Below are 20955 nucleotides of genomic sequence, written 5' to 3' on the forward strand. Positions count from 1 at the left end.
TCTAAGTTATGAAAAACAAGGATTAGGGAAGGATTTAACTAAGATGAAACATTGACGAATATTTTTATACAAGGACGGTATGTATGAAAAAAATCTTAAGTATTTTCAAAACAGACGTAAAAAATATCGGAACAAATTGGGTCGCCGCCATCCTAATCGGTGGTTTAATTATATTGCCGTCACTGTATGCGTGGTTTAATATTAAGGCGTCATGGGATCCTTACAGTCAGACAGATCAAATACCGATTGGGGTTGTAAACGAAGATATAGGTGCAACAGTTCGTGACCAGGAAATCCACGTTGGTGACGATCTCGTTAAAACATTAAAGAAAAACAAAGATATGGATTGGCAGTTTGTCAGTCATAATCAGGCAATGGAAAAATTAGAGTATGGGGATTATTTTGCTGTCATTGTTATCCCGAAGGATTTTTCTGAAAAACTAAGTAGTGTTGTTAGCGATAACCCTGAAAAGGCTGCGGTTGAGTATTATGTGAATGAAAAAACTAACGCGATTGCTCCCAAAATTACCGAAAAAGGTGCTAGTGTCATTGTCGAGCAAATTAGCAGTAAGTTTATTTCCACTGTTAATGGAGTTATTTTTGATTTGTTTAATGATATCGGAATCGAATTGGAAAGTGATCTTCCGGATATTAAGCGATTTGAAAATTATATTTTTAAAATAGAAGAAAAACTGCCAGAAATTCATCAAACATTGAAGGAGTCAATGACGGATGCTACAAATGCGCAAGGGATGATAGATAAGGCACAAGGGTTAATTCCGGATGCCAAACAAGTGACAAATAGTGGCCTGCGAACAATTGATGATACAACTGCATTTCTAAAAAAAGCTGAAGGCCGATTGAATAAAATAGCGCCAAAGATTAAAAAGGATCTAGCAAAGGTGCAAAACATAGCGACAGAGGCGAACAATTTCATTAGCGAAGTCCAATCAACCACAATTGATTTTAGCGGTGGCAAAGAAATCAGTGATCAATTAAATGGCAAAATGGATGAAGCGCTTCAGAGAATCAGTACAGTTGAAAAGGCGTTGCAGCAATTGAAGGCACAAAATGACAATAAGCAGAATCAACAAGATGAGCAAATCGATGATGAGGAACAAACAGGTGGGAATTTACAAGATCCAAACATGCAACAACAGCCAAATGATCAAATAGATGAAGCACTACAACGATTGGAAACATTAAAGTCAGGTTTGTTGGAAGCACAAGGTAATATTGATAAAATAAATTCTTTTATTGATAGAAAAAAGCAGGAAGTAGACGGTGTTATTGCTGATTTACAGGATATAACAGCAACAACAGCTAAGAACATCGATGCTTTTGTGAAGGAGTACCATGACACAATTGAGCCAACTGTTTTACAAGAAGTAGATAAGGCTAAAAATACGTTATCAGATGCGAGAGGAATTTTAACTAAGATTCAGTCGACAATACCTGAGGTCGAAGGGATATTGAATCGAACGGAAAATAATTTAGGCGAAGGTAAAGAAGTGCTTAACGATGTACTCGGTGAATTTCCTTACGTGAATGAAAAAGTCAACCAACTAGCAACCCATATTCGCGATATTCAGGGTGAAACCGATATAAGTGAGATCATCCAGTTATTGCAAAACGACCCACAAGCAGAGCGAGGATTTTTTGCTGAACCGGTTCAACTCAATGAAAATAAGCTTTTTCCAATTCCAAATTATGGATCGGGAATGACACCATTTTATACGGTATTAGCGATTTGGGTTGGTGCGCTGTTATTGATTTCGTTATTAGCAGTCAGTGTTAGGAATGATGAGGCGTATACACCACGGCAAATTTATGTTGGTCGATATTTAACTTTTATGTGTATTGGAATCGTGCAAACGTTAATTGTTACATTAGGTGATAATTTCCTAATCAATGTTTATATTTGGTCACCTTTTTGGTTTGTGTTGTTCGGTTTGTTCATTGGAGTTGTATTCATGTTAATTGTCTATTCGTTCGTTTCTGTGTTTGGTGATGTTGGCAAGGCAATGGCGATTGTGTTACTTGTATTGCAAATAGCCGGATCAGGTGGTACATATCCAGTTGTACTATTGCCAGATTTCTTTCAAGCAATTAATCCATACTTGCCATTCACATATGCAATTGATCTAATGCGCGAGGCTGTTGGTGGGATAGTTTGGGAACGAGCTTATCGGGATATTTTCTTCTTAGCAGTATTTGGTGTTATTGCCTTGTTATTAGGTATTTTCTTAAAAGGGCCAATTAATCGTAAGGGAAAGACACTAATGAAAAAATCAAAGGAATCGGGATTATTTCATTAATGAAAAGAATGCGGTATAGTAAGGGATAGGAAGTAAATTCCATAACGTGAAGATTGTAGATTGTGAACGGAAAGATTCAATAAATGATAAAAGGGGAGATTTTTTTGCAACCAAATGATCAAGCTCGGGAAACATTATTGACGGAAGTAAATGGGATTTCGGATGAGAATTTAAATAAGAAACCGGATGAAAAAAGCTGGTCGATTAAACAAGTGCTTGAGCATTTGTTTTTAATGGAAGGTGCAATTGTGAAAACGATTGCGGATCAATTGGAAAATGGGGAGGATGTTGAAACGGACCAAAAACCAATTGAAGCAACCGTTGATCGCAGTAAAAAGGTCGAGGCACCTGACTTTGCTGATCCATCTGCAGATTACGCAACACTTGATGAAATGAAATTAAAACTGGAAGCATCCCATCAAGGACTAATCCAATTGGTGGAAAAAGCCGATGTAGACAAGCTGGAGCGTAAAGCCTTTCCACATCCAGTATTCGGACAAATGAGTTTAAAACAATGGATTCCGTTTATTGGATGGCATGAGAAGAGACATATATTGCAAATCCAGGAAGTGAAAGAAGCACTAGGTTTAACCTGATTTCCTGGAGTAGCATCTGGTGGCTGTGACCAATTGGTGATGATCCAAATAGATAGTTACATACAAAAAGCGGGCAGTGTATTGCCTGCTTTTTGTTATGAAATACAATTTTGTAAAGAAGTACCAGCGCTTATTTTTCATCGTTGTCCTAATTCTTCTGTATAATAGAATTATAGCTTTTTAGAAAGGAGTGCGAATGTGAAGGGGAAAAGATGGCTAAAAGTTAGTATAGGAATTATTATTATTCTATTTATTATAAATGTAGTTGCTGGTTTCTTTTTTTATAACCTGGCAATTGATCGCAATCAAAAGGACTTTCTACAAGACAATACTGACCTTGAAGTTTCTGCTGAGGCGATGGACGTTTTCATAAAAGGCGATTGGCGCAATTGGGTCAGTGAAAAGCAATTTGAAGAGGTGGAAATGACTTCTTATGATGGATTGACACTTAATGGCTATTTTTTACCAGCGAAAAAGCCAACAAATAAGACCGTCATTTTAGCGCATGGTTATCTTGGAAGCGGAAAAGACATGGGGTTATACGGTCAATATTATTACGAAAAACTTGGCTACAATCTGTTGATGCCTGATGCTCGCGGTCACGGGCAAAGTGAGGGCGACTATATTGGATTTGGCTGGCATGACCGCTTAGACTATGTGGATTGGATTAATTTGATGGTTGATAAACTTGGTCCAGATACAGAAGTTGTACTCCATGGTGTGTCAATGGGAGCAGCTACTGTATTGATGACAAGCGGCGAAGATTTACCTGCCAATGTGAAAGCAATCATCTCTGATAGTGCATATACAAGTGTGAAAGATATGTTTGCCTATCAAATGAAACGCATGTATCATCTCCCATCATTTCCAGTTTTACCGACTGTGAGTCTCGTTACTGACATGAAGGCTGGCTATTCATTATCAGAAGCATCCGCCCTTGATCAGGTGAAGAAAGCAGAAGTACCAATTTTGTATGTCCACGGAAATGCGGATACATTTGTACCGACTAGAATGTCAAAGGAACTCTATGAAAATACAAAAAGTGAAGCCGAAATTATGACGGTTGATGGAGCCGGACATGGGGAATCATTCGTTGTTGATCAAGATCGATATAAAGAAAAGCTGAGCTCGTTTTTGGAGCAATATGTGAAGGAATAAGCAGTCATTGAGCTGCTTATTTTTTTGTGTTGACTGAATATCGCTACGTGTGCGGTGGAATATTGGCGCGTGCGTGGGAACATCGGCGCGAGAGCAGGAACACGGCGCGTGCGTGGAAACATCAGCCCGAGAGCAAGAACATCGGCGCGAGAGGAGAAACATCGGCGTGAGAGGAGAAACATCGTCCCCAGAGCAGAAACATCATCCAAAACACTATCCAAAAAAGGCTGATGCTCTAATAGAGAGCATCAGCCTTCCCTCATCCTATAAATATTCCTCAAACCACCTGCAAATATGTTGCAAGCGTGCCATTCGCATTTCTGGCTTACCGCTTCTGCTCAGTTCATGGTTTGATCCTGGGAAGCGGACAAATTCTACTTCTTTTCTCAGATGTTTTAACGTTACATATAACTGTTCACCTTGTTCGATCGGGCAACGAAGATCTTGTTCACCGTGCACAATTAATAATGGTGTTTCGACATTTTCTGCATACTTTAATGGAGAGAAATCCCATAGTTTGGCTGGATCGTCCATTAAATTTTGGCCGAGTTCCCATTTCGTGAAGAAGTACCCAATATCACTGACCCCGTAAAAACTAAGCCAGTTGCTGATAGAACGCTGGGTAACTGCAGCTTTGAAGCGGCTCGTGTGGCCGACGATCCAGTTCGTCATGAAGCCACCATAACTGCCACCGGTTACACCGAGACGATTTTTATCAATAAAGTCATAGTTTTCCAGTGCATAATCAACCGCTGCCATTAAATCAGTATAATCTTTTCCACCATAATCTGAACGACACGCGTTAACGAATTCCTGTCCATAGCCATGACTACCTCTTGGATTTGTATACAGGACAACATATCCTTTTGCTGCAAGTAATTGCAATTCATGGAAAAAAGTTTGCCCATACATGGCGTGTGGACCACCGTGAATTTCTAGTATAAATGGATACTTTTCATTTTCCTCAAAGCCATATGGATGTAGAAGCCACCCTTGAATTTCCCAGCCATCTTCAGCAGCAACTGTTATTGTCTCCGGTTCAGCTAATGTTACTTCTTCTAAAATCTCAGCGTTAGCATCTGTTAATCGTGTCAATTTCATATCATTCAATTGATAAAAGTTGCACGGATTTGTTGGTGTACTAATGCCTAAAACAAACGCGTCTGTTTTGAGATCATAGGAAAACCCGAAAACATGATTGTTATCTTTGTAGAGTACTTCAATCTTGCTGTTTAAATCAGTTTGATAGAGTCCTGTTGCGCCATGATCTGTTCCGATAAAAAATAACTTATCTCCATTTGCTGACCACACAGGCCCCTCTTGGGATTGCCCTATTCTTGTATCACCAATCATCGCATCACCAAGTTGCATGTCTAGAGATGAACTTAGGCATGTTCTTTCTTTCGTCATTACATCGAAAACAAATAGCTCATTCAATGTTGCACCACTATAAGCAAATTCATGGCCGAAACAAGCGATTTTATTCCCGTTTGGCGAAAAGCTGGCATTGCCGTATGCCCCGTTTCCGTCTGTTAATTTTGTTATTTCCTTCGTCGTTCTATCTAGTGTGAACAGGTCATTCGTTAAGGAATAATCTGCGTCATCGTCAAGATTCGCTGAAAATAGTATAAGATTACCATCAGGAGAAACATCTTCAAAGCCATGATCAGCATCGTCTGAAGTTAGCTGGGTAAATGTTTCCTTTTCCACATCAAAGAGTACCAATTGCGCTTTCTTACTATCATGAACCCCCTTTGCATCGGATTTGTGATCAAGGCGATCGATCACAATTGGTTTGGTAGCCTTGTTTTCCTTCTCCTCTTTACGTTCTTCCTTGGATTGTTCTGCTTGATCCTGTACGCTATCATTCCTATCCAATTCGGCGGTAAAAATAATCGACTTTCCATCTTTGGACCATTCAGGATTAACGGCGCCGTGTTTGAAAAAAGTTAGTTGACGTGCCTCACCACCATGTGTTGGAACAAGCCAAAGCTGGGGAATGCCGCTTCTCGTAGACTGGTAAACTAGCTTTTTCCCATCAGGAGAAAAACGTGGATGGCTACTTTTAGCATCATCAAATGTCCATTGCTGGGGCTGTTTATCCGTTATTTTTTGTGAGAAGAGCTGTGATTGATACTCGTTATCGTCATTGACTGTTGTGGAAACAAATGCGTATGTTTCCCCATTAGGTGCGAATTGTGGGTCACTGTATACTGCGATTTTTGTTAGATCTTCTACTGATAAAGCACGTTTTGAATTTGCCATTAAACAAGGCCTCCCAATTTCGAGTAATAACATTCTGAACTTTTATTTAGTTTAATCTATTTCGAATGGCGAATCAAATAGAAAGATCGCAAAATGAAACTTCATGTAATAATATCCGGTAATACAGCATAAAAAAATTCCCTTACTTTATCTAAGGGAATTTCACGTTCGTTAATTTGTTTGCTTCATTTTATTTTTTTCGATATCAGCATCTTTCACATATGCTTCTTGTAGCTGCCGGGTGATTTCTCCTGGCTTACCATCTGCAACAGGCTTATCATCAACGGTGACAATCGGCATAATTTCTGATGTACTGCTCGATAAAAATAGCTCATCAGCTGTTTCGATGTCTATAATAGAAAATCCAACTTCATTGAAAGGAATTCCAAGACGATTGGCAAATTGCTCCACACGAATGCGCACACAGCCATGCAAAATATTTCTCGTTGCCGGATGGGTGAAAATTTCCCCGTTTTTAACGAGGTAGACATTTGAAGAGCTGCATTCTGTTACAAATCCATCCTTATTTAGAATTGCCTCATAACAGCCATGTTCTTTTGCCTCTTGTTTAGCCATTACATTCGGTAACAAGTTAAGACTTTTAATATAGCAATTTTCCCAACGAACATCTCGCTGAGTAATCGTTCCAACTCCATTTTCCAAAAACTCCAGATTTCGTGGTAAAGCTTTTACATACGCGTATGCATTCGCCGCTACTCCAACAGGAAAAGTATGCTCCCTAGGGGCGGATCCGCGGGTAACTTGAAGGTATACCTTTGCATCCGTTTGAACATCGTTTTTGGTTAATAATGTGTTTAATAGCGTTTTTAGCTCTTCCTTTTCGAATGGCAACTGTATTTTCACAGCTTCTGCCGAGCGAAATAATCGACTTACATGTTCCTCAAGCAAGTAATATTCACCATGATAAATACGAATGACCTCGTATATACCATCTCCAAATTGTAACCCACGTTCTTCAAACGGATACTGCAACGAATCACGGTGGGCAAATTTGGTTTGCGATAAAATAATCGGATAGATAGACATTTCTGTTAACGCCTCCTATAAAAGCTTAAACCTATTCTATATCTTTCTATGTAACTTGTAAATGAAGGAAGATGAGCTTTTGTTCTGTAAATCGTGATAAAAATCACAGTTTTTGTTTTGTTAGTTCAATATAATGGGTATTAATAAGGTAAGTATCTAATATAGTGAGGATAAATAGCGCAGGAAATCGGGATTACTTATGTTCCGGTTAACTTTAAAAAAGGATCGTGATGATGGTGGAACCTTTGTTGCAACGACTCGATACCGATGATTATAATATGTTAATTGCTGATTCAGAACGGTTACATGTTAAAAAAGGAGAGCTCATTTTTAGAGAAGGTAGTTTGGCTGAGAACTTATATTTTATAAGCAAAGGTGAAATTCGTATTTTTAAAGATTTGGGTGAGAAAAAGGAATTAACTATTTTTACTCGCGGTGAACAGGACGGATTCGGTGAGATCGGCATATTTAGTGGAAATAAATATTCAAATACAGCTCAGGCTGCAAAGAATTGTGAACTTTTTATCATTAAAAAAGCAGAATTGGAAAAACTTCTTGGTCAGAATGGAAGATTAGGATTGCAATTCACTAGATGGGTCGCGGAGTCCTTAGAGGAAAGCAAAGCTAGAATTCGCGATTTTATGGTATTTGGATCAGAAGGCGCCGTAGCATCCATGTTTGTTCGATATTCGAATATGTATGGAATTGTAACACCGAAGGGCACCGCATTACGGAACCAATCATGATCCGGAACATTAGCAATTATATTGGGATTTCCAGAGAAACGGTGAGCCGGATTGTGAATAATTGGAAGGCACAAGGGATTTTAACAAATGTTAATAAATACTTTTTAATTAAAGATATAAATTATTTTAGAAAATTGCTGGCATGCGAAAAATGTGGTGTAGAAAATTGCGTCATGTAAGGGCCATTTTTAAATAGGAGCCTTTTTTTGTGATAAATGTCTAAAAATCGACAAATTCCCCTTGATTATAAGTGATCAAATTGCTATAATAAAAAATACGTTACAAAAACGCAGATGAATAAGCTAGAAGAGTAGGGGCATGATGCACGTAAACAAAATTTAATATCAACTTACACCAGATGCGGGTGTAGTTTAGTGGTAAAACCTCAGCCACGAGGAAAACATCCACCGAATAAACTACGAGTTGCCCCGAAGCACCATACACCCTTGAATAAGCTAGAAGATGTAGGGGCATGATGCACGTAAACGAAATTTAATATCAACTTACACCAAATGCGGGTGTAGTTTAGTGGTAAAACCTCAGCCACGAGGAAAACATCCACCGAATAAACTACGAGTTGCCCCGAAGCACCATACACCCTTGAATAAGCTAGAAGATGTAGGGGCATGATGCACGTAAACAAAATTTAATATCAACTTACACCAGATGCGGGTGTAGTTTAGTGGTAAAACCTCAGCCTTCCAAGCTGATGATGAGGGTTCGATTCCCTTCACCCGCTCCATACATACGTCATAACGCAGTGTTTCGTAAAGCAGACTTACGAAGCGTTGCGTTTTTAATTTAATTTCGGGTTTTATAATATTGAAATTGAACTTTCAGCTTGGACAATAATATTGGGAGGCTTTTCCTATGTCATACACAGATGATAGCTTAGCATTGCACACGGATTTGTATCAAATTAATATGGCCGAAACGTATTGGGCAGACAATATGCATGATCGAAAGGCGGTATTTGATTTGTATTTTAGAAAAATGCCGTTTGATAGTGGATTTGCAGTATTTGCAGGATTGGAAAGAATAATTGATTACATTAATAATTTTCGTTTCAGTGCATCTGATTTATCCTACTTAAAGGATGAGTTGGGATATGGTGATGATTTTATCGACTATTTAAAAACAATACGTTTTAACGGTACGATTAAGTCCGTATGCGAAGGAGAAATTGTGTTTGGAAATGAACCGCTCTTGCGGGTAGAGGCCTCTTTAGCCGAAGCACAATTGATGGAAACAGCCTTACTCAATATTGTGAACTACCAAACATTGATTGCAACCAAAGCAGCAAGAATTAAACATATTGTCGGCGATCAGCCTTTAATGGAATTTGGGACAAGAAGGGCACAAGAAATGGATGCGGCCATTTGGGGTACAAGGGCAGCATTTATCGGCGGATTTGATGCAACAAGTAATGTCAGGGCAGGGAAACTATTTCATATTCCGGTATCAGGCACACATGCGCATTCCATGATTCAAGCCTATAGAGACGAATATACGGCATTTAAAAAATACGCAGAAAGACATCGTGATTGTGTTTTCCTAGTGGATACGTATGACACATTGAAATCCGGTGTACCGAATGCAATAAAAGTAGCAAAAGAATTAGAAGATCAGATAAATTTCTTGGGTGTTCGTTTGGATAGCGGTGATATGGCATATTTATCAAAAGAAGCTCGAAAAATGCTGAATGCGGCAGGTTTTGAGGAGACCAAAATATATGCATCCAATAATTTAGATGAATCGACCATTTTAAGTTTACAAAGTCAAGGTGCAAAAATTGATGTTTGGGGAGTTGGAACTAAACTTATCACTGCGTATGATCAACCAGCATTAGGAGCTGTTTATAAACTGGTTGCCATAGAAGACGAAATTGGAGACATGCAAGATACGATCAAAATATCAGGAAACCCGGAAAAGGTCACGACACCTAGTATGAAGAAGCTTTATCGGATCATAAACACAATAAATAACCACGCTGAAGGCGACTATATTACATTAGAACATGAACAACCAAATGATGAAGAAAGACTAAAAATGTTTCACCCTGTACACACTTACATAAGTAAATTTGTGACGAACTTCAATGCGATTAATTTGCATCATGATGTATTTGTAGACGGTAGTTTAACCTATAAAAGTCCAAGCTTGAATGATATGCAAGCATATGCAAAAGAACAACAAAACCTGTTCTGGGAGGAGTATAAACGCACTATTAATCCGGAAGAATATGCTGTTGATTTGAGTCAGAAGACATGGGACAACAAAATGGATAATATTAAAGAGGTTAGGGAAAAAGTCAGGAAGATGAGGAAGCATCAATAAGGTCGTATCCGCAATTCTAACAATGGTACACCATTCTACAGTGGGGGATGCTTGATCTCCCACTGAAAGTTACCTTCATAGTAAAAATGAACATCCACAATATCGTTCACCCCCATTAAACACTTCAACACTACACTTGAATTACAAGCTACACGAATAGTATTCTAGAGAAAGAAACTATAATAAGTTGAGGGATTTGCATGAAGAGTTTATTACAACAATTACATCAATTAGATGGTAAAAGTTATAAAGGATATAAAAGCGTACAAGGTCATTACACATATGACAATTTTACGTTATATATAGATTATGTACAGGGGGATCCGTTCGCAGCACCATCAAAAATCCGCGTGGTCGTTCCAACACAGAAACGTTCCATAAAAAATGAATGGCTGGAAAATTACCACCGTAAAATAGCCGCGGCAGATAGGATTGCTCGATCTGTAGGGAAGGCGGTTAATGGTAGTAAGTTCCAGGTAAAAGGTTCAGGTAAAAGTGGTGCAGTTATTTTTGACACGCCAGGGCAGGAAGCAATTGAAAGAAGTGCGGTTCAAATCACTTCCTCGAGTACAACAGTGTGCTTGTCGGTCGGTTTACCGGCAAATGGGCGAAGAATCAACGGCCGGGAAGCAGAGAAATTGTTTGGTCAGGTCATTCCCGCTATTATCAAAAATTCGGTATTTACGATTACTGATCAGGAAATAGAAACGGCAATTCAATTAGCCGATCAGCAAGAAGCTATTCGACGCGAAATGGATAAACGAGATTGGGTTGCTTTTATTGCGAACGGATCTATTTTACCAAGAGAAAGTGGTGTCAGTAACCGCCCATTGAAACAGGCAATTCCTTTTCAAAGCCCAAGCAAAAATGAGGTTGAAATCAGCCTTCCACATCAGCTAGAACCTCTAAAAGGGATGGCGATAAAAAAAGGAATTACATTAATTGTTGGTGGAGGATACCACGGAAAAAGTACTGTTTTAAAGGCGATTGAGCGAGGCGTTTATCCCCATACAAAAGGAGATGGGCGCGAATTTGTTTTAACAAACCCTGATGCGGTAAAAATCCGTGCAGAAGACGGGCGGCAGATTACAGGTGTCAACATTTCACCTTTTATCTCGAATTTGCCTCATAAGCAGGATACACAATTTTTCACAACGGAAAATGCGAGCGGCAGTACGTCACAGGCAGCAAATGTCATGGAGGCACTTGAAGTTGGCGCGACAACATTACTGATTGATGAAGATACAAGTGCAACAAATTTTATGATTCGGGACTACCGGATGCAGCAGCTCGTGAAAAAGGCGCAGGAACCAATTACACCATTTATTGATAAAGTGAAACAAATGCGCGATGAACTGGACGTCTCAACGATTTTAGTTATGGGCGGCTCCGGTGATTATTTTGCTGTAGCGGATGAAGTGATAATGATGGATGAGTATGTTCCAAAAAATGTAACAAGTCAAGCGAAATCGATCATGGAAGAACACCCGGTTGAACGGGACTCAACCACAAACGAATATTTTGGTGAAATAGCAAATCGGACATTGAAGCAAAATAGCTTGCAAACGCAAAAAGGAAAGCGCGCAAAGACACAGGCAAAAGGGTTAACAAAAATTATTATGGGAAGATCCGATATTTCATTTGAACAGACAGAACAATTGGTGGATGCTTCACAAACTCGCATGATTGCCGAGATCATTCAGTATTTGGATCGAACGAGTGGATTGAAACGACCAGTATCTTTGGAAGAATTACTGGAAACAATTGAAAGACAAATGGATCAAAATGGTCTAGCATCGTTTGCTGTATTTCCAAATCAGCATCCAGGGGATATTGCAAGACCACGAAAATATGAAATTGCAGCTGTTTTGAACCGAATCCGCTCATTACATGTATCGCAATTAGACAAATAATAAAAGGAAGCGGGATCAATGAATTCAGGACAATTGAAAGAAGAAATCATTGCGTATAGTAAAGAAATCGGTATTGATAAAATCGGTTTTGCCACTGCTGATGTTTTTGGTGAATTAAAAGAACGCTTAAAACGCCAACAATCATTAAGCTATCAATCCGGTTTCGAAAAGGGATCGATTGAAGAGCGGACAGAACCAGAACGTTTATTACCGGAGGCTCAATCCATTCTCTCGATTGCGGTTGCTTATCCATCACGGATAAAAAATGCACCAAAGGGTACGAAGCGGGACCGCCGGGGAATTTTCTGCCGTGCTTCATGGGGAACGGATTACCATGTTGTTTTGCGGGATCGTTTGGAAAAACTTGCGGCCTTTATTCAAGAAAAAGTTCCCGAGGCTGTCAATAAAGTGATGGTTGACACAGGTGAACTGTCTGATCGTGCCGTTGCTGAACGAGCAGGTATCGGGTTTAGTGGGAAAAACTGTGCAATTATCACACCAGAATTTGGTTCTTATGTGTACCTTGGGGAATTGATTACCAACATTCCTTTTACACCAGATTCACCAGTTGAGGATAGCTGTGGGGATTGTCGAAAATGTCTCGATGCATGTCCAACTGGCGCACTTGTTCAAGGTGGTCAACTAAATGCCCAGCGCTGTCTATCCTTCTTAACGCAAACAAAAGGATTTTTAGCTGATGAATTTCGTATTGAACTAGGTAATCGTGTCTATGGTTGTGATACCTGCCAGCAAGTATGCCCGCGCAACAAAAAAGTGGATTTCCATCTTCATGAAGAACTTGAGCCAGAGCCAGAAGTTGCCAAACCTAAGCTAAAACCTATGCTGCGAATTTCTAATCGGGAATTCAAAGAAACATATGGTCATATTGCAGGTTCTTGGCGTGGCAAAAAACCGCTGCAACGGAATGCGATCGTTGCACTTGCCCATTTTAAGGACGAAACAGCGGTAGTGGAATTGATCGCTGTGATGCAGCATGATCCGCGCCCAGTAATTCGCGGAACAGCCGCATGGACACTTGGGAAAATCGGCACGGAGGAATCTATTGCAGCTATAAAAGAAGCGATGAACAAAGAAACGGATGATCAAGTTTTATTTGAAATGGAAAAAGGCTTGGATTTTCAGGGAGAACTTTCGGCTAGTGAATAACAACAACTGTATCGATAAGTGGAGAACAATGGAATGATCTTCAACAGGGCCACTAAACATGAAAAGTGAAATGGGGTAAAAAAGCATGGGGGAAACGAGGCTTTATTTTGACGAAATGGAAACTTCTATAGGTCCATTGTTAATCATTAGTGATGGGGAAAAAATTGTCCGGATTGATTATGGAAGTATGGCCGATTTAGAGGTGCAAATGAACAAATGGAGTAAACGTTATTTTGACAATCCTGTTTTTGAAAACAAACCAGAAAAAGTAGAACATGTAAAAGAAGAACTTCAAGCTTATTTTAAAGGTGAAAGCAAAAAGTTTTCGTTTGCATTTACGTTTCATGGAACACCTTTTCAAACAAAAGTATGGCAAGCATTATATGATACCATCCCATACGGTGAGATAAAGACGTACAAAGATATTGCCGAAGCCATTGGCAATCCAAAAGCAGTACGGGCCGTTGGCGGGGCAGTCAATAAAAATCCATTTTCAATTGTCGTCCCATGTCATCGTGTGATTGGAGCAAACGGCAAAATGGTTGGGTATAATGGTGGACTTGATAAGAAAGAATATTTATTGGCACATGAACAAGATGTGAAACTTTTTTGATTGGGATTGCGGTGTAGAATCATTTTGAATGTGGGAATATCAGCTCGGGAGCAGAAACATCGACACGAGAGCAGAAACATCGGCGCGAGAGTGAGAACATCGGCTCGAGAGCAGAAATATCGGCGCGAAAACAGAAACATCGTCCCGAGAGCAGAAACATCAGCTCTAGAGCGAGAACATCGTCCCGAGAGAGAGCGAAAACATCGTCCCGAGAGCAGGAACATCAGCCTAGAGCAGAAACATCGGCGCGAGAAAGAGAACATCAGCCCGAGAGGAGAGCAGAAACATCAGCCCGAAACCCAGATACATCCCCCTGCCAGAAAGTTATAATTCAGACAACCATCCTTTCCATATATATGTAATGGAGGGGATTTTTTATGGAAAAATTGGCAGAATGGTGGCTGGATTTTCTTCAATCAGATTGGAATAACGAGAAGTGGTGGGAACAAAAGAAAGCATCGTGTAAGGAACGAGGCGTAGAAATAAGCAGAATTCAGGGGAAAGGACATATTTTCCAAAGATTGCGCTATGATCACAGATCGACTTATCAGTATTTGCTTCATTTATCCTTTTTAATGAAACAAGGTGATTTCTTTTATCGAGAGGAACAAGTACTACCACTCCAATTTCGATTAAGTCATGATTATAAAATCGAACATTTGCAGATGGAACGACAACCGGAATCAGCTGAAAGAAGTGTCTCATTGCCAACAGAAGACCAGCGGAATTTGGAGGAATACCGATTTTCTTACGACAGACTTGCTGCGGTGAAGTATGCGGAGCGTTGGTGGAACAGTTATAATCCCGCCTATCGTACGTTTGATGTTGATTGTACGAATTATGTGTCCCAATGTCTTCATGCAGGCGGTGCACCGATGTGGGGAGCACCTGATAGGGGACGTGGCTGGTGGTATCAAAATGGGAATGATAATTGGAGCTATAGCTGGTCGGTAGCACATTCCCTGCGCTGGTACTTAAGTGGTTCGACACAAGGTTTAAAAGGAAAGGAATTACAGGCAGCGGATGAACTTATACCAGGTGATATTATTTGCTATGATTTTGAGGGAGATGGTAGATGGAATCATAATACGATTGTTGTAGCCAAGGATGCTAATGGAATGCCGCTTGTCAATGCTCATACATCCAATAGCCGCAATCGCTATTGGTCATACGAGGATTCAACCGCATGGACACCGAAGATAAACTATAAATTTTTTCGAATTGGCGAGTAGTGGTATAATAATCTTCGTATTTAACTAGGTAAGGAGAATGATAGGTGAGTTTACATGTTGTTTTATATCAACCAGAAATTCCAGCAAATACAGGAAATATTGCACGAACATGCTTAGCTACAGGTGCAACGCTTCATTTGATTCATCCACTAGGATTTTCTACTGATGATAAAATGGTACGTCGGGCTGGGCTTGATTATTGGAAGCATGTTGATATTCGAGAATACGATTCAATTGAAGATTTATATGCAATATATCCGAATGGTAATTTCTACTATATAGAGAATTTTGGAACTAAGTATTACACAGATTATGATTATAGCAATACGGAAGAGGAATTATTCTTTGTATTCGGTAGGGAGACGGATGGGATTCCGAAGAGTCTGTTAGTTGGAAAAGAAGATAAGTGTTTACGCATTCATATGACAGATAAGGTACGGTCGCTGAATTTATCCAACACAGCAGCAATTATTGTGTACGAAGCATTAAGGCAGCAAGGATTTGCCAATCTAAAATAAAAAGTTGCTCCGTTCAACTTAAAGGCGGAGCAACTTTTTTAAAGATAAGGATGTATAAAAATTTGGCTCTGATTTGTTCACGGGTAGGACAAGCCACGTCCAGCTCCAGCGCCCAGCGACTAGCGAGACTTCCCTCACCTCCGTACGATAAGTCAACATCGGTTCTAGTTAAAAGGAAGGCCGACTAAAAACGGGCTTTGCGCCCAACGTCGGCATACCCCTTTTGCAGGGGCATGTTTCCTTTATCTCCTACGGCTCAGTCCAGTCCGTACGTCGCTACGACGCACAGGACGTGCTAGTACAGGCGTTGCGACAGGACGTCGCGCACTTAGCCTGTAAGGGCACTTACGCTTTTGTTCTTTATTGTTTCGTTGGTTTTCCTGGTTTTGCTTCGTAACCGGATGTGAAAAAAGATACGAGAAACGTAACGATAACACCCATTAGTAATGCCATTTTCATGTGTGTTGCCTCCTTTTATAGCTATGTAACAAGAATATATCAATTAGTATGTCCTCATTATACCGAAAAAAATTCCCAATGTGAACTATAAGTATAGCAAAGTTGAAAAAGCGTCACAATGTCGGTGGATAGATTGTGAAAACCTTCCATTTCTAATTATTTTCTTAACATAATTTTAATGAAAATAGGGGTGCGTATTTTCTGTATTTTAAGAATTCGAAACCCTAGCTCTTTTCCTGTCAAAAAGGGTGTTTATTATGTTGTTTATCGTTATAAAATAGGGTATATTAGTTGATGAAGTCATTCGTCAGTTCTATAATGGATACGGAATGTGAAACTACCGTTACAAAAACGGAGAAAGTTAACTGCTAATGGGGGTATAAGACGTGGCACAGAATGAAGAATCGAGTGTTAGCTTCTGGGGAGAATTTTATGGTCCTAACTTGGGGTATATTGAAGAACAATATGACTTATACAAAGAGGATCCAGATGCAATTGATTCATCTTTAAAAGAACTTTTTGATCAATATGGAGCCCCCAACTGGAAGCGCCAAGCAAATGGTGCAGCAATGGAGTCAGTGGCACCATCAACTTCTATAAATGATGTGAAAAAACTAACCTCAGCGATGAAACTTGTTGAGGCTATTCGTCGTTATGGACATTTGGAAGCTGATATTTATCCAGTTGGACGAGATAAAAATCGCAAATCAGAACTAGTTGATCCAGAATCGTATGGATTAACAACTGATGATTTGAAAAGTATCCCTGCATCATGGCTGTGGGAAGAGGCGCCAAATGGTGTGGATAACGGGTATGAAGTTATTGAACGATTGAAAAAATATTACTCTGGAACGATTACGTTTGAATATGATCATGTGAATAATGATGATGAACGTAAATGGTTATTAGAACGAATTGAGTCAGGAAATGTTTATTTATCACTGACAGATGAGGAAAAAAAACAATTACTGGAACGTCTTGCCCATGTAGAAGGTTTTGAAGGATTTTTACAAAAAACATTTGTCGGTCAAAAACGTTTTTCAATTGAAGGATTAGAAGTAATGGTTCCAATGTTGGATCAAATTGTGAAACATGCGACAGCCGAAAAAGTTGAACATATTATGATGGGAATGGCTCATCGTGGCAGGTTGAGTGTGTTGTCACATATTCTAGGAAAACCATACGACAAAATCTTTTCTGAATTTCACCATTCACCGGACAAAGAATTAATACCATCAGAAGGATCAACGGGAATTAATTATGGTTGGACTGGAGATGTGAAGTATCACTTTGGGGCATCAACAGAAGTCAAGGATAGCGATGAAGCGTCTACACATATTACGCTTGCACACAATCCATCACATTTGGAGTTTGTTAATCCGGTTGTCCAAGGTTTTACTCGGGCAGCACAAGATAATCGTTCGGAAAAAGGCTATCCCGAGCAAGATATAAACAAAGCGTTTAGTGTTTTGATTCATGGCGATGCCGCATTTATAGGTGAAGGTGTTGTTTCTGAATCGTTAAACTTAAGTGGATTACCTGGTTATCGCACAGGTGGAACACTTCATTTAATAGCAAACAATCTTGTTGGATATACAACAGATCAAAAAGATGGTCGTTCAACGCGATATGCTAGTGATTTAGCGAAAGGCTTTGAAATTCCGATCATTCACGTTAATGCAGATGATCCAATTGCATGTATTTCGGCAATGAATCTAGCGTATGATTATCGCAAAACGTTCCATAAAGACTTCTTGATTGATCTAGTTGGTTACCGTCGTTACGGTCATAACGAAATGGATGAGCCAAGAACGACACAACCACAGTTATATCAGGACATTGATAACCATCCAACAGCAGCGCATGTTTTTGCTGATGTATTAAAGGAAAAAGGTGTCATTGAAGAAGACGGCCTTACGAAAATTACGGAGCAAGTCGAAAAAGGCTTACGTGATATTTACGATAGTATGAAGGAAAATGATACTGGTGAGGCTGAGGCAAAAGGGATGCCAAAAGCATTAACAAATAACATTGATCAATTTGAAACAGCTGTACCTTTAGATCAATTAAAAACATTAAATAAAGGATTATTAAAACGGCCAGAAGGATTCACTGGATTTAAAAAACTGGAAAAAATCTTGAAACGTCGTGAAAATGTTTTAGAAGAAGGGAACAAAGCTGACTGGGGTGCCGGAGAGGCGTTGACGTATGCTTCTATTTTACAAGACGGTATTCCAATTCGCTTAACTGGTCAGGATTCAGAACGGGGAACATTTGCTCACCGTCATGTTGTATTACATGATGTGAAAACACGTGATTCTTATTGCCTAATGCATGGATTAGATGAGGCTAATGCTTCTTTTGATATTCGTAACAGCCCACTTTCTGAAGCGGGTGTACTAGGGTATGAATACGGGTATAGTGTACAATCACCAAACACATTAGTGATCTGGGAAGCACAATTTGGCGACTTTGCTAATGCTGCACAGGTAATTTTTGACCAATTTATTGCTGCCGCTCGAGCTAAGTGGGGCGAGAAATCAAATATGGTTATGTTATTACCTCATGGTTATGAAGGCCAAGGCCCAGAACACTCGAGTGCAAGGTTGGAACGTTATTTGCAATTGGCTGCAGAAAATAACTGGATCATAGCAAATGTAACGTCATCTGCACAATTCTTCCATTTGATGCGCCGTCAAGCGGCAATGCGAGGACGTGAGGAAGCTAGACCACTTGTGTTAATGACACCAAAAAGCTTGTTGCGTAATCAACGCGTAGCATCAGAGGCAAAAGAATTTACAGAAGGAAAATTCTTACCATTACGTTCACAACCGAACTTAAAAGTAAGCAAAAAGAATGCAAAACGTTTACTAATTGGAAGCGGAAAAGTAATGGTTGATATTGAAGAGGCAATCGATAAATCAGAAGAAAACTTCGATTGGTTGCGTGCATTAAGACTAGAACAAATTTATCCATTCCCTAAAGAACAATTAGCAAAAGAACTTAAAGACTTGCCAAATCTTGAGGAAATTGTTTGGGTTCAAGAAGAGCCGAAAAATATGGGAGCATGGAATTTTGTCGATGATTATTTACGTGATTTATTAAAAGAAGGTCAAACACTTCGTTATATTGGTCGTCCTGATCGTTCTGCCCCTGCAGTTGGTGAGCCGAATGTGCATAAAACAGAACAAAATCAAATCATCCGTGAAGCAATAAACGAATAAAGGAGGAGATTCCAGTGAAAGAAATAAAGATTCCAGAACTTGCCGAGTCAATCACAGAAGGTACGATCGCTGAATGGTTAGTAAAAAAAGGTGACAAAATCGAAAAAGGTGACCCTGTCGTTGAATTGGAAACAGACAAAGTAAACGTTGAGGTAAACTCTGATTATGCTGGTGTTCTTGTTGAGATTGTCGCAGAAGAAGATACTGACGTTGAAGTTGGTGATGTCATCGCAAAACTAGACGAGAATGGGGAAGCTGGCGGCGATGCATCAGCTGAAAAAGAAGAGCCAAAAGCAGAAGAACAAGAAGCACCAAAAGAAACACCAAAAGAGGAACCGAAAAAAGAAGTAGCGAAAGAAGCACCAAAAGAAGACAACAAAACAACGGATGTTATCGCTTCTCCTGCAGCTAGAAAGCGCGCACGTGAATTAAACATTGATCTTAGTCAAGTTAGCACGCGCGACCCATTAGGACGTGTACGCCCAGAAGATGTAGAAGCTGCAGCAAAAGGCGGCAACGACCAAAAAGAAGCAAAACCGGCTAAAAAAGAAGCACCAAAAAATTCCGAGAAAACCGAATTCGACAAGCCTGTTGAACGCGTGAAAATGACTCGTCGTCGTCAAACAATCGCAAAAAACCTTGTTAATGTACAACAAGAATCAGCAATGTTAACAACATTTAATGAAGTAGACATGACGGCCGTTATGAACCTACGTAGCCAACGTAAAGAAAACTTTATTAAGAAACATGATGTGAAGCTTGGATTCATGTCATTCTTTACCAAAGCGGTAGTCGGCGCTCTAAAAGAATTTCCATTATTAAATGCTGAAATTCAAGGCAATGAACTTGTCGTGAAAAAATTCTATGACATTGGAATTGCTGTTTCAACGGATGATGGATTAGTCGTACCAGTCGTTCGTGATGCGGACCGCTTAGACTTTGCTGGTATCGAGCGTGAAATTGGCAACTTAGGTCAAAAAGCACAGAATAAAGAATTGGCACTGAAAGATCTTCAAGGTGGTACGTTCACAATTACAAATGGTGGCACATTTGGATCCATGATGTCTACACCTATCTTGAACGCACCACAAGTTGGTATTCTTGGTATGCATAACATTGTAAAACGTCCAATGGTAATGCCAGATGATACAATTGAAGTTCGCCCAATGATGTATCTAGCAGTATCATATGATCACCGTATAGTTGACGGGAAAGAAGCTGTACAATTCCTAGTACGTATTAAACAATTGCTAGAAGATCCATATGATTTGTTACTAGAAGGATAATGAAGATATATAAGCCTTGCCTTGATGGAAACGATCATGGCAAGGCTTTTATTTTTTAGATAAATTGCTGGTTAGG

General features: G+C 39.6%; 16 protein-coding genes, 1 tRNA gene and 1 pseudogene. 16 read left to right on the top strand and 2 right to left on the bottom strand.

Going from position 1 to position 20955, the window contains the following annotated elements; genetic code table 11:
• Window positions 1-83: 83 nt before the first annotated feature.
• The 4 genes from ACW2QC_RS13575 (at window position 84) to ACW2QC_RS13590 (ending at window position 4303) form a co-directional block, all read left to right on the top strand.
• Window positions 84-2318 carry a YhgE/Pip family protein gene (locus ACW2QC_RS13575; protein WP_457544504.1) on the top strand — a complete coding sequence of 745 codons (2235 nt, stop codon included), beginning with the start codon at window positions 84-86 and terminating at the stop codon, window positions 2316-2318.
• Window positions 2319-2422: 104 nt separating this feature from the next.
• Window positions 2423-2914 carry a DinB family protein gene (locus ACW2QC_RS13580; protein WP_457544505.1) on the top strand — a complete coding sequence of 164 codons (492 nt, stop codon included), beginning with the start codon at window positions 2423-2425 and terminating at the stop codon, window positions 2912-2914.
• Between the two features lie 198 nt (window positions 2915-3112).
• Complete coding sequence (locus ACW2QC_RS13585; protein ID WP_457544506.1) at window positions 3113-4072, top strand: alpha/beta hydrolase; 960 nt, start codon at window positions 3113-3115, stop codon at window positions 4070-4072.
• A 69-nt stretch (window positions 4073-4141) separates the two neighbouring features.
• Entirely contained in the window at window positions 4142-4303 is a 162-nt protein-coding gene (locus tag ACW2QC_RS13590) for a hypothetical protein (RefSeq protein WP_457544507.1), read from the top strand.
• A 33-nt stretch (window positions 4304-4336) separates the two neighbouring features.
• On the opposite strand, the gene ACW2QC_RS13595 is transcribed toward ACW2QC_RS13590, so the two are convergent.
• Together ACW2QC_RS13595 and dat are read right to left on the bottom strand one after the other, a co-directional pair.
• A complete protein-coding gene (locus tag ACW2QC_RS13595) occupies window positions 4337-6337 on the bottom strand; it encodes a S9 family peptidase (RefSeq protein WP_457544508.1) in 2001 nt (666 codons plus the stop codon).
• 171 nt (window positions 6338-6508) lie between these two features.
• Window positions 6509-7384 (bottom strand): D-amino-acid transaminase, encoded by an 876-nt coding sequence (gene dat, locus ACW2QC_RS13600; protein ID WP_457544509.1) that lies wholly within the window; start codon window positions 7382-7384, stop codon window positions 6509-6511.
• A 248-nt stretch (window positions 7385-7632) separates the two neighbouring features.
• On the opposite strand from dat, the gene ACW2QC_RS13605 reads away from it, so the two are divergent.
• From ACW2QC_RS13605 to odhB, 12 genes and pseudogenes are all read left to right on the top strand, one after another.
• Window positions 7633-8130, top strand: coding sequence for a Crp/Fnr family transcriptional regulator (locus ACW2QC_RS13605; protein WP_457544510.1), 498 nt, complete (start codon window positions 7633-7635; stop codon window positions 8128-8130).
• Complete coding sequence (locus ACW2QC_RS13610; protein WP_457544511.1) at window positions 8127-8309, top strand: helix-turn-helix domain-containing protein; 183 nt, start codon at window positions 8127-8129, stop codon at window positions 8307-8309. Before ACW2QC_RS13605 ends, ACW2QC_RS13610 begins: the two co-directional genes overlap by 4 nt.
• A 489-nt stretch (window positions 8310-8798) precedes the next feature.
• Window positions 8799-8872: transfer RNA gene (locus ACW2QC_RS13615), tRNA-Gly, on the top strand.
• A gap of 128 nt (window positions 8873-9000) precedes the next feature.
• Window positions 9001-10467: a nicotinate phosphoribosyltransferase gene (locus ACW2QC_RS13620; protein ID WP_457544512.1), complete on the top strand. Its 1467-nt coding sequence runs from the start codon at window positions 9001-9003 to the stop codon at window positions 10465-10467.
• A 200-nt stretch (window positions 10468-10667) separates the two neighbouring features.
• A complete protein-coding gene (locus tag ACW2QC_RS13625) occupies window positions 10668-12380 on the top strand; it encodes an ABC-ATPase domain-containing protein (RefSeq protein ID WP_457544513.1) in 1713 nt (570 codons plus the stop codon).
• Window positions 12381-12398: 18 nt separating this feature from the next.
• Window positions 12399-13547, top strand: a complete 1149-nt coding sequence (gene queG / locus ACW2QC_RS13630) for a tRNA epoxyqueuosine(34) reductase QueG (RefSeq protein WP_457544514.1) — start codon at window positions 12399-12401, stop codon at window positions 13545-13547.
• A gap of 85 nt (window positions 13548-13632) precedes the next feature.
• Window positions 13633-14160, top strand: coding sequence for a methylated-DNA--[protein]-cysteine S-methyltransferase (locus tag ACW2QC_RS13635; protein WP_457544515.1), 528 nt, complete (start codon window positions 13633-13635; stop codon window positions 14158-14160).
• Between the two features lie 24 nt (window positions 14161-14184).
• Complete coding sequence (locus tag ACW2QC_RS13640; RefSeq protein WP_457544516.1) at window positions 14185-14490, top strand: hypothetical protein; 306 nt, start codon at window positions 14185-14187, stop codon at window positions 14488-14490.
• A 47-nt stretch (window positions 14491-14537) separates the two neighbouring features.
• On the top strand, window positions 14538-15392 hold the full coding sequence (locus ACW2QC_RS13645; RefSeq protein ID WP_457544517.1) for an amidase domain-containing protein: 855 nt from the start codon (window positions 14538-14540) through the stop codon (window positions 15390-15392).
• Between the two features lie 44 nt (window positions 15393-15436).
• The gene (trmL, locus tag ACW2QC_RS13650) at window positions 15437-15910 is read left to right on the top strand and encodes a tRNA (uridine(34)/cytosine(34)/5-carboxymethylaminomethyluridine(34)-2'-O)-methyltransferase TrmL (protein ID WP_457544518.1); all 474 of its coding nucleotides are present in this window, start codon (window positions 15437-15439) and stop codon (window positions 15908-15910) included.
• An 845-nt stretch (window positions 15911-16755) separates the two neighbouring features.
• Window positions 16756-19666: pseudogene (locus ACW2QC_RS13655) on the top strand (2-oxoglutarate dehydrogenase E1 component).
• Window positions 19608-20879, top strand: a complete 1272-nt coding sequence (odhB, locus tag ACW2QC_RS13660) for a 2-oxoglutarate dehydrogenase complex dihydrolipoyllysine-residue succinyltransferase (RefSeq protein ID WP_457544519.1) — start codon at window positions 19608-19610, stop codon at window positions 20877-20879. The pseudogene ACW2QC_RS13655 and the gene odhB overlap by 59 nt, the downstream one beginning before the upstream one ends.
• Window positions 20880-20955 lie beyond the last annotated feature (76 nt).

The sequence above is a fragment of the Virgibacillus sp. FSP13 genome (assembly GCF_054048505.1).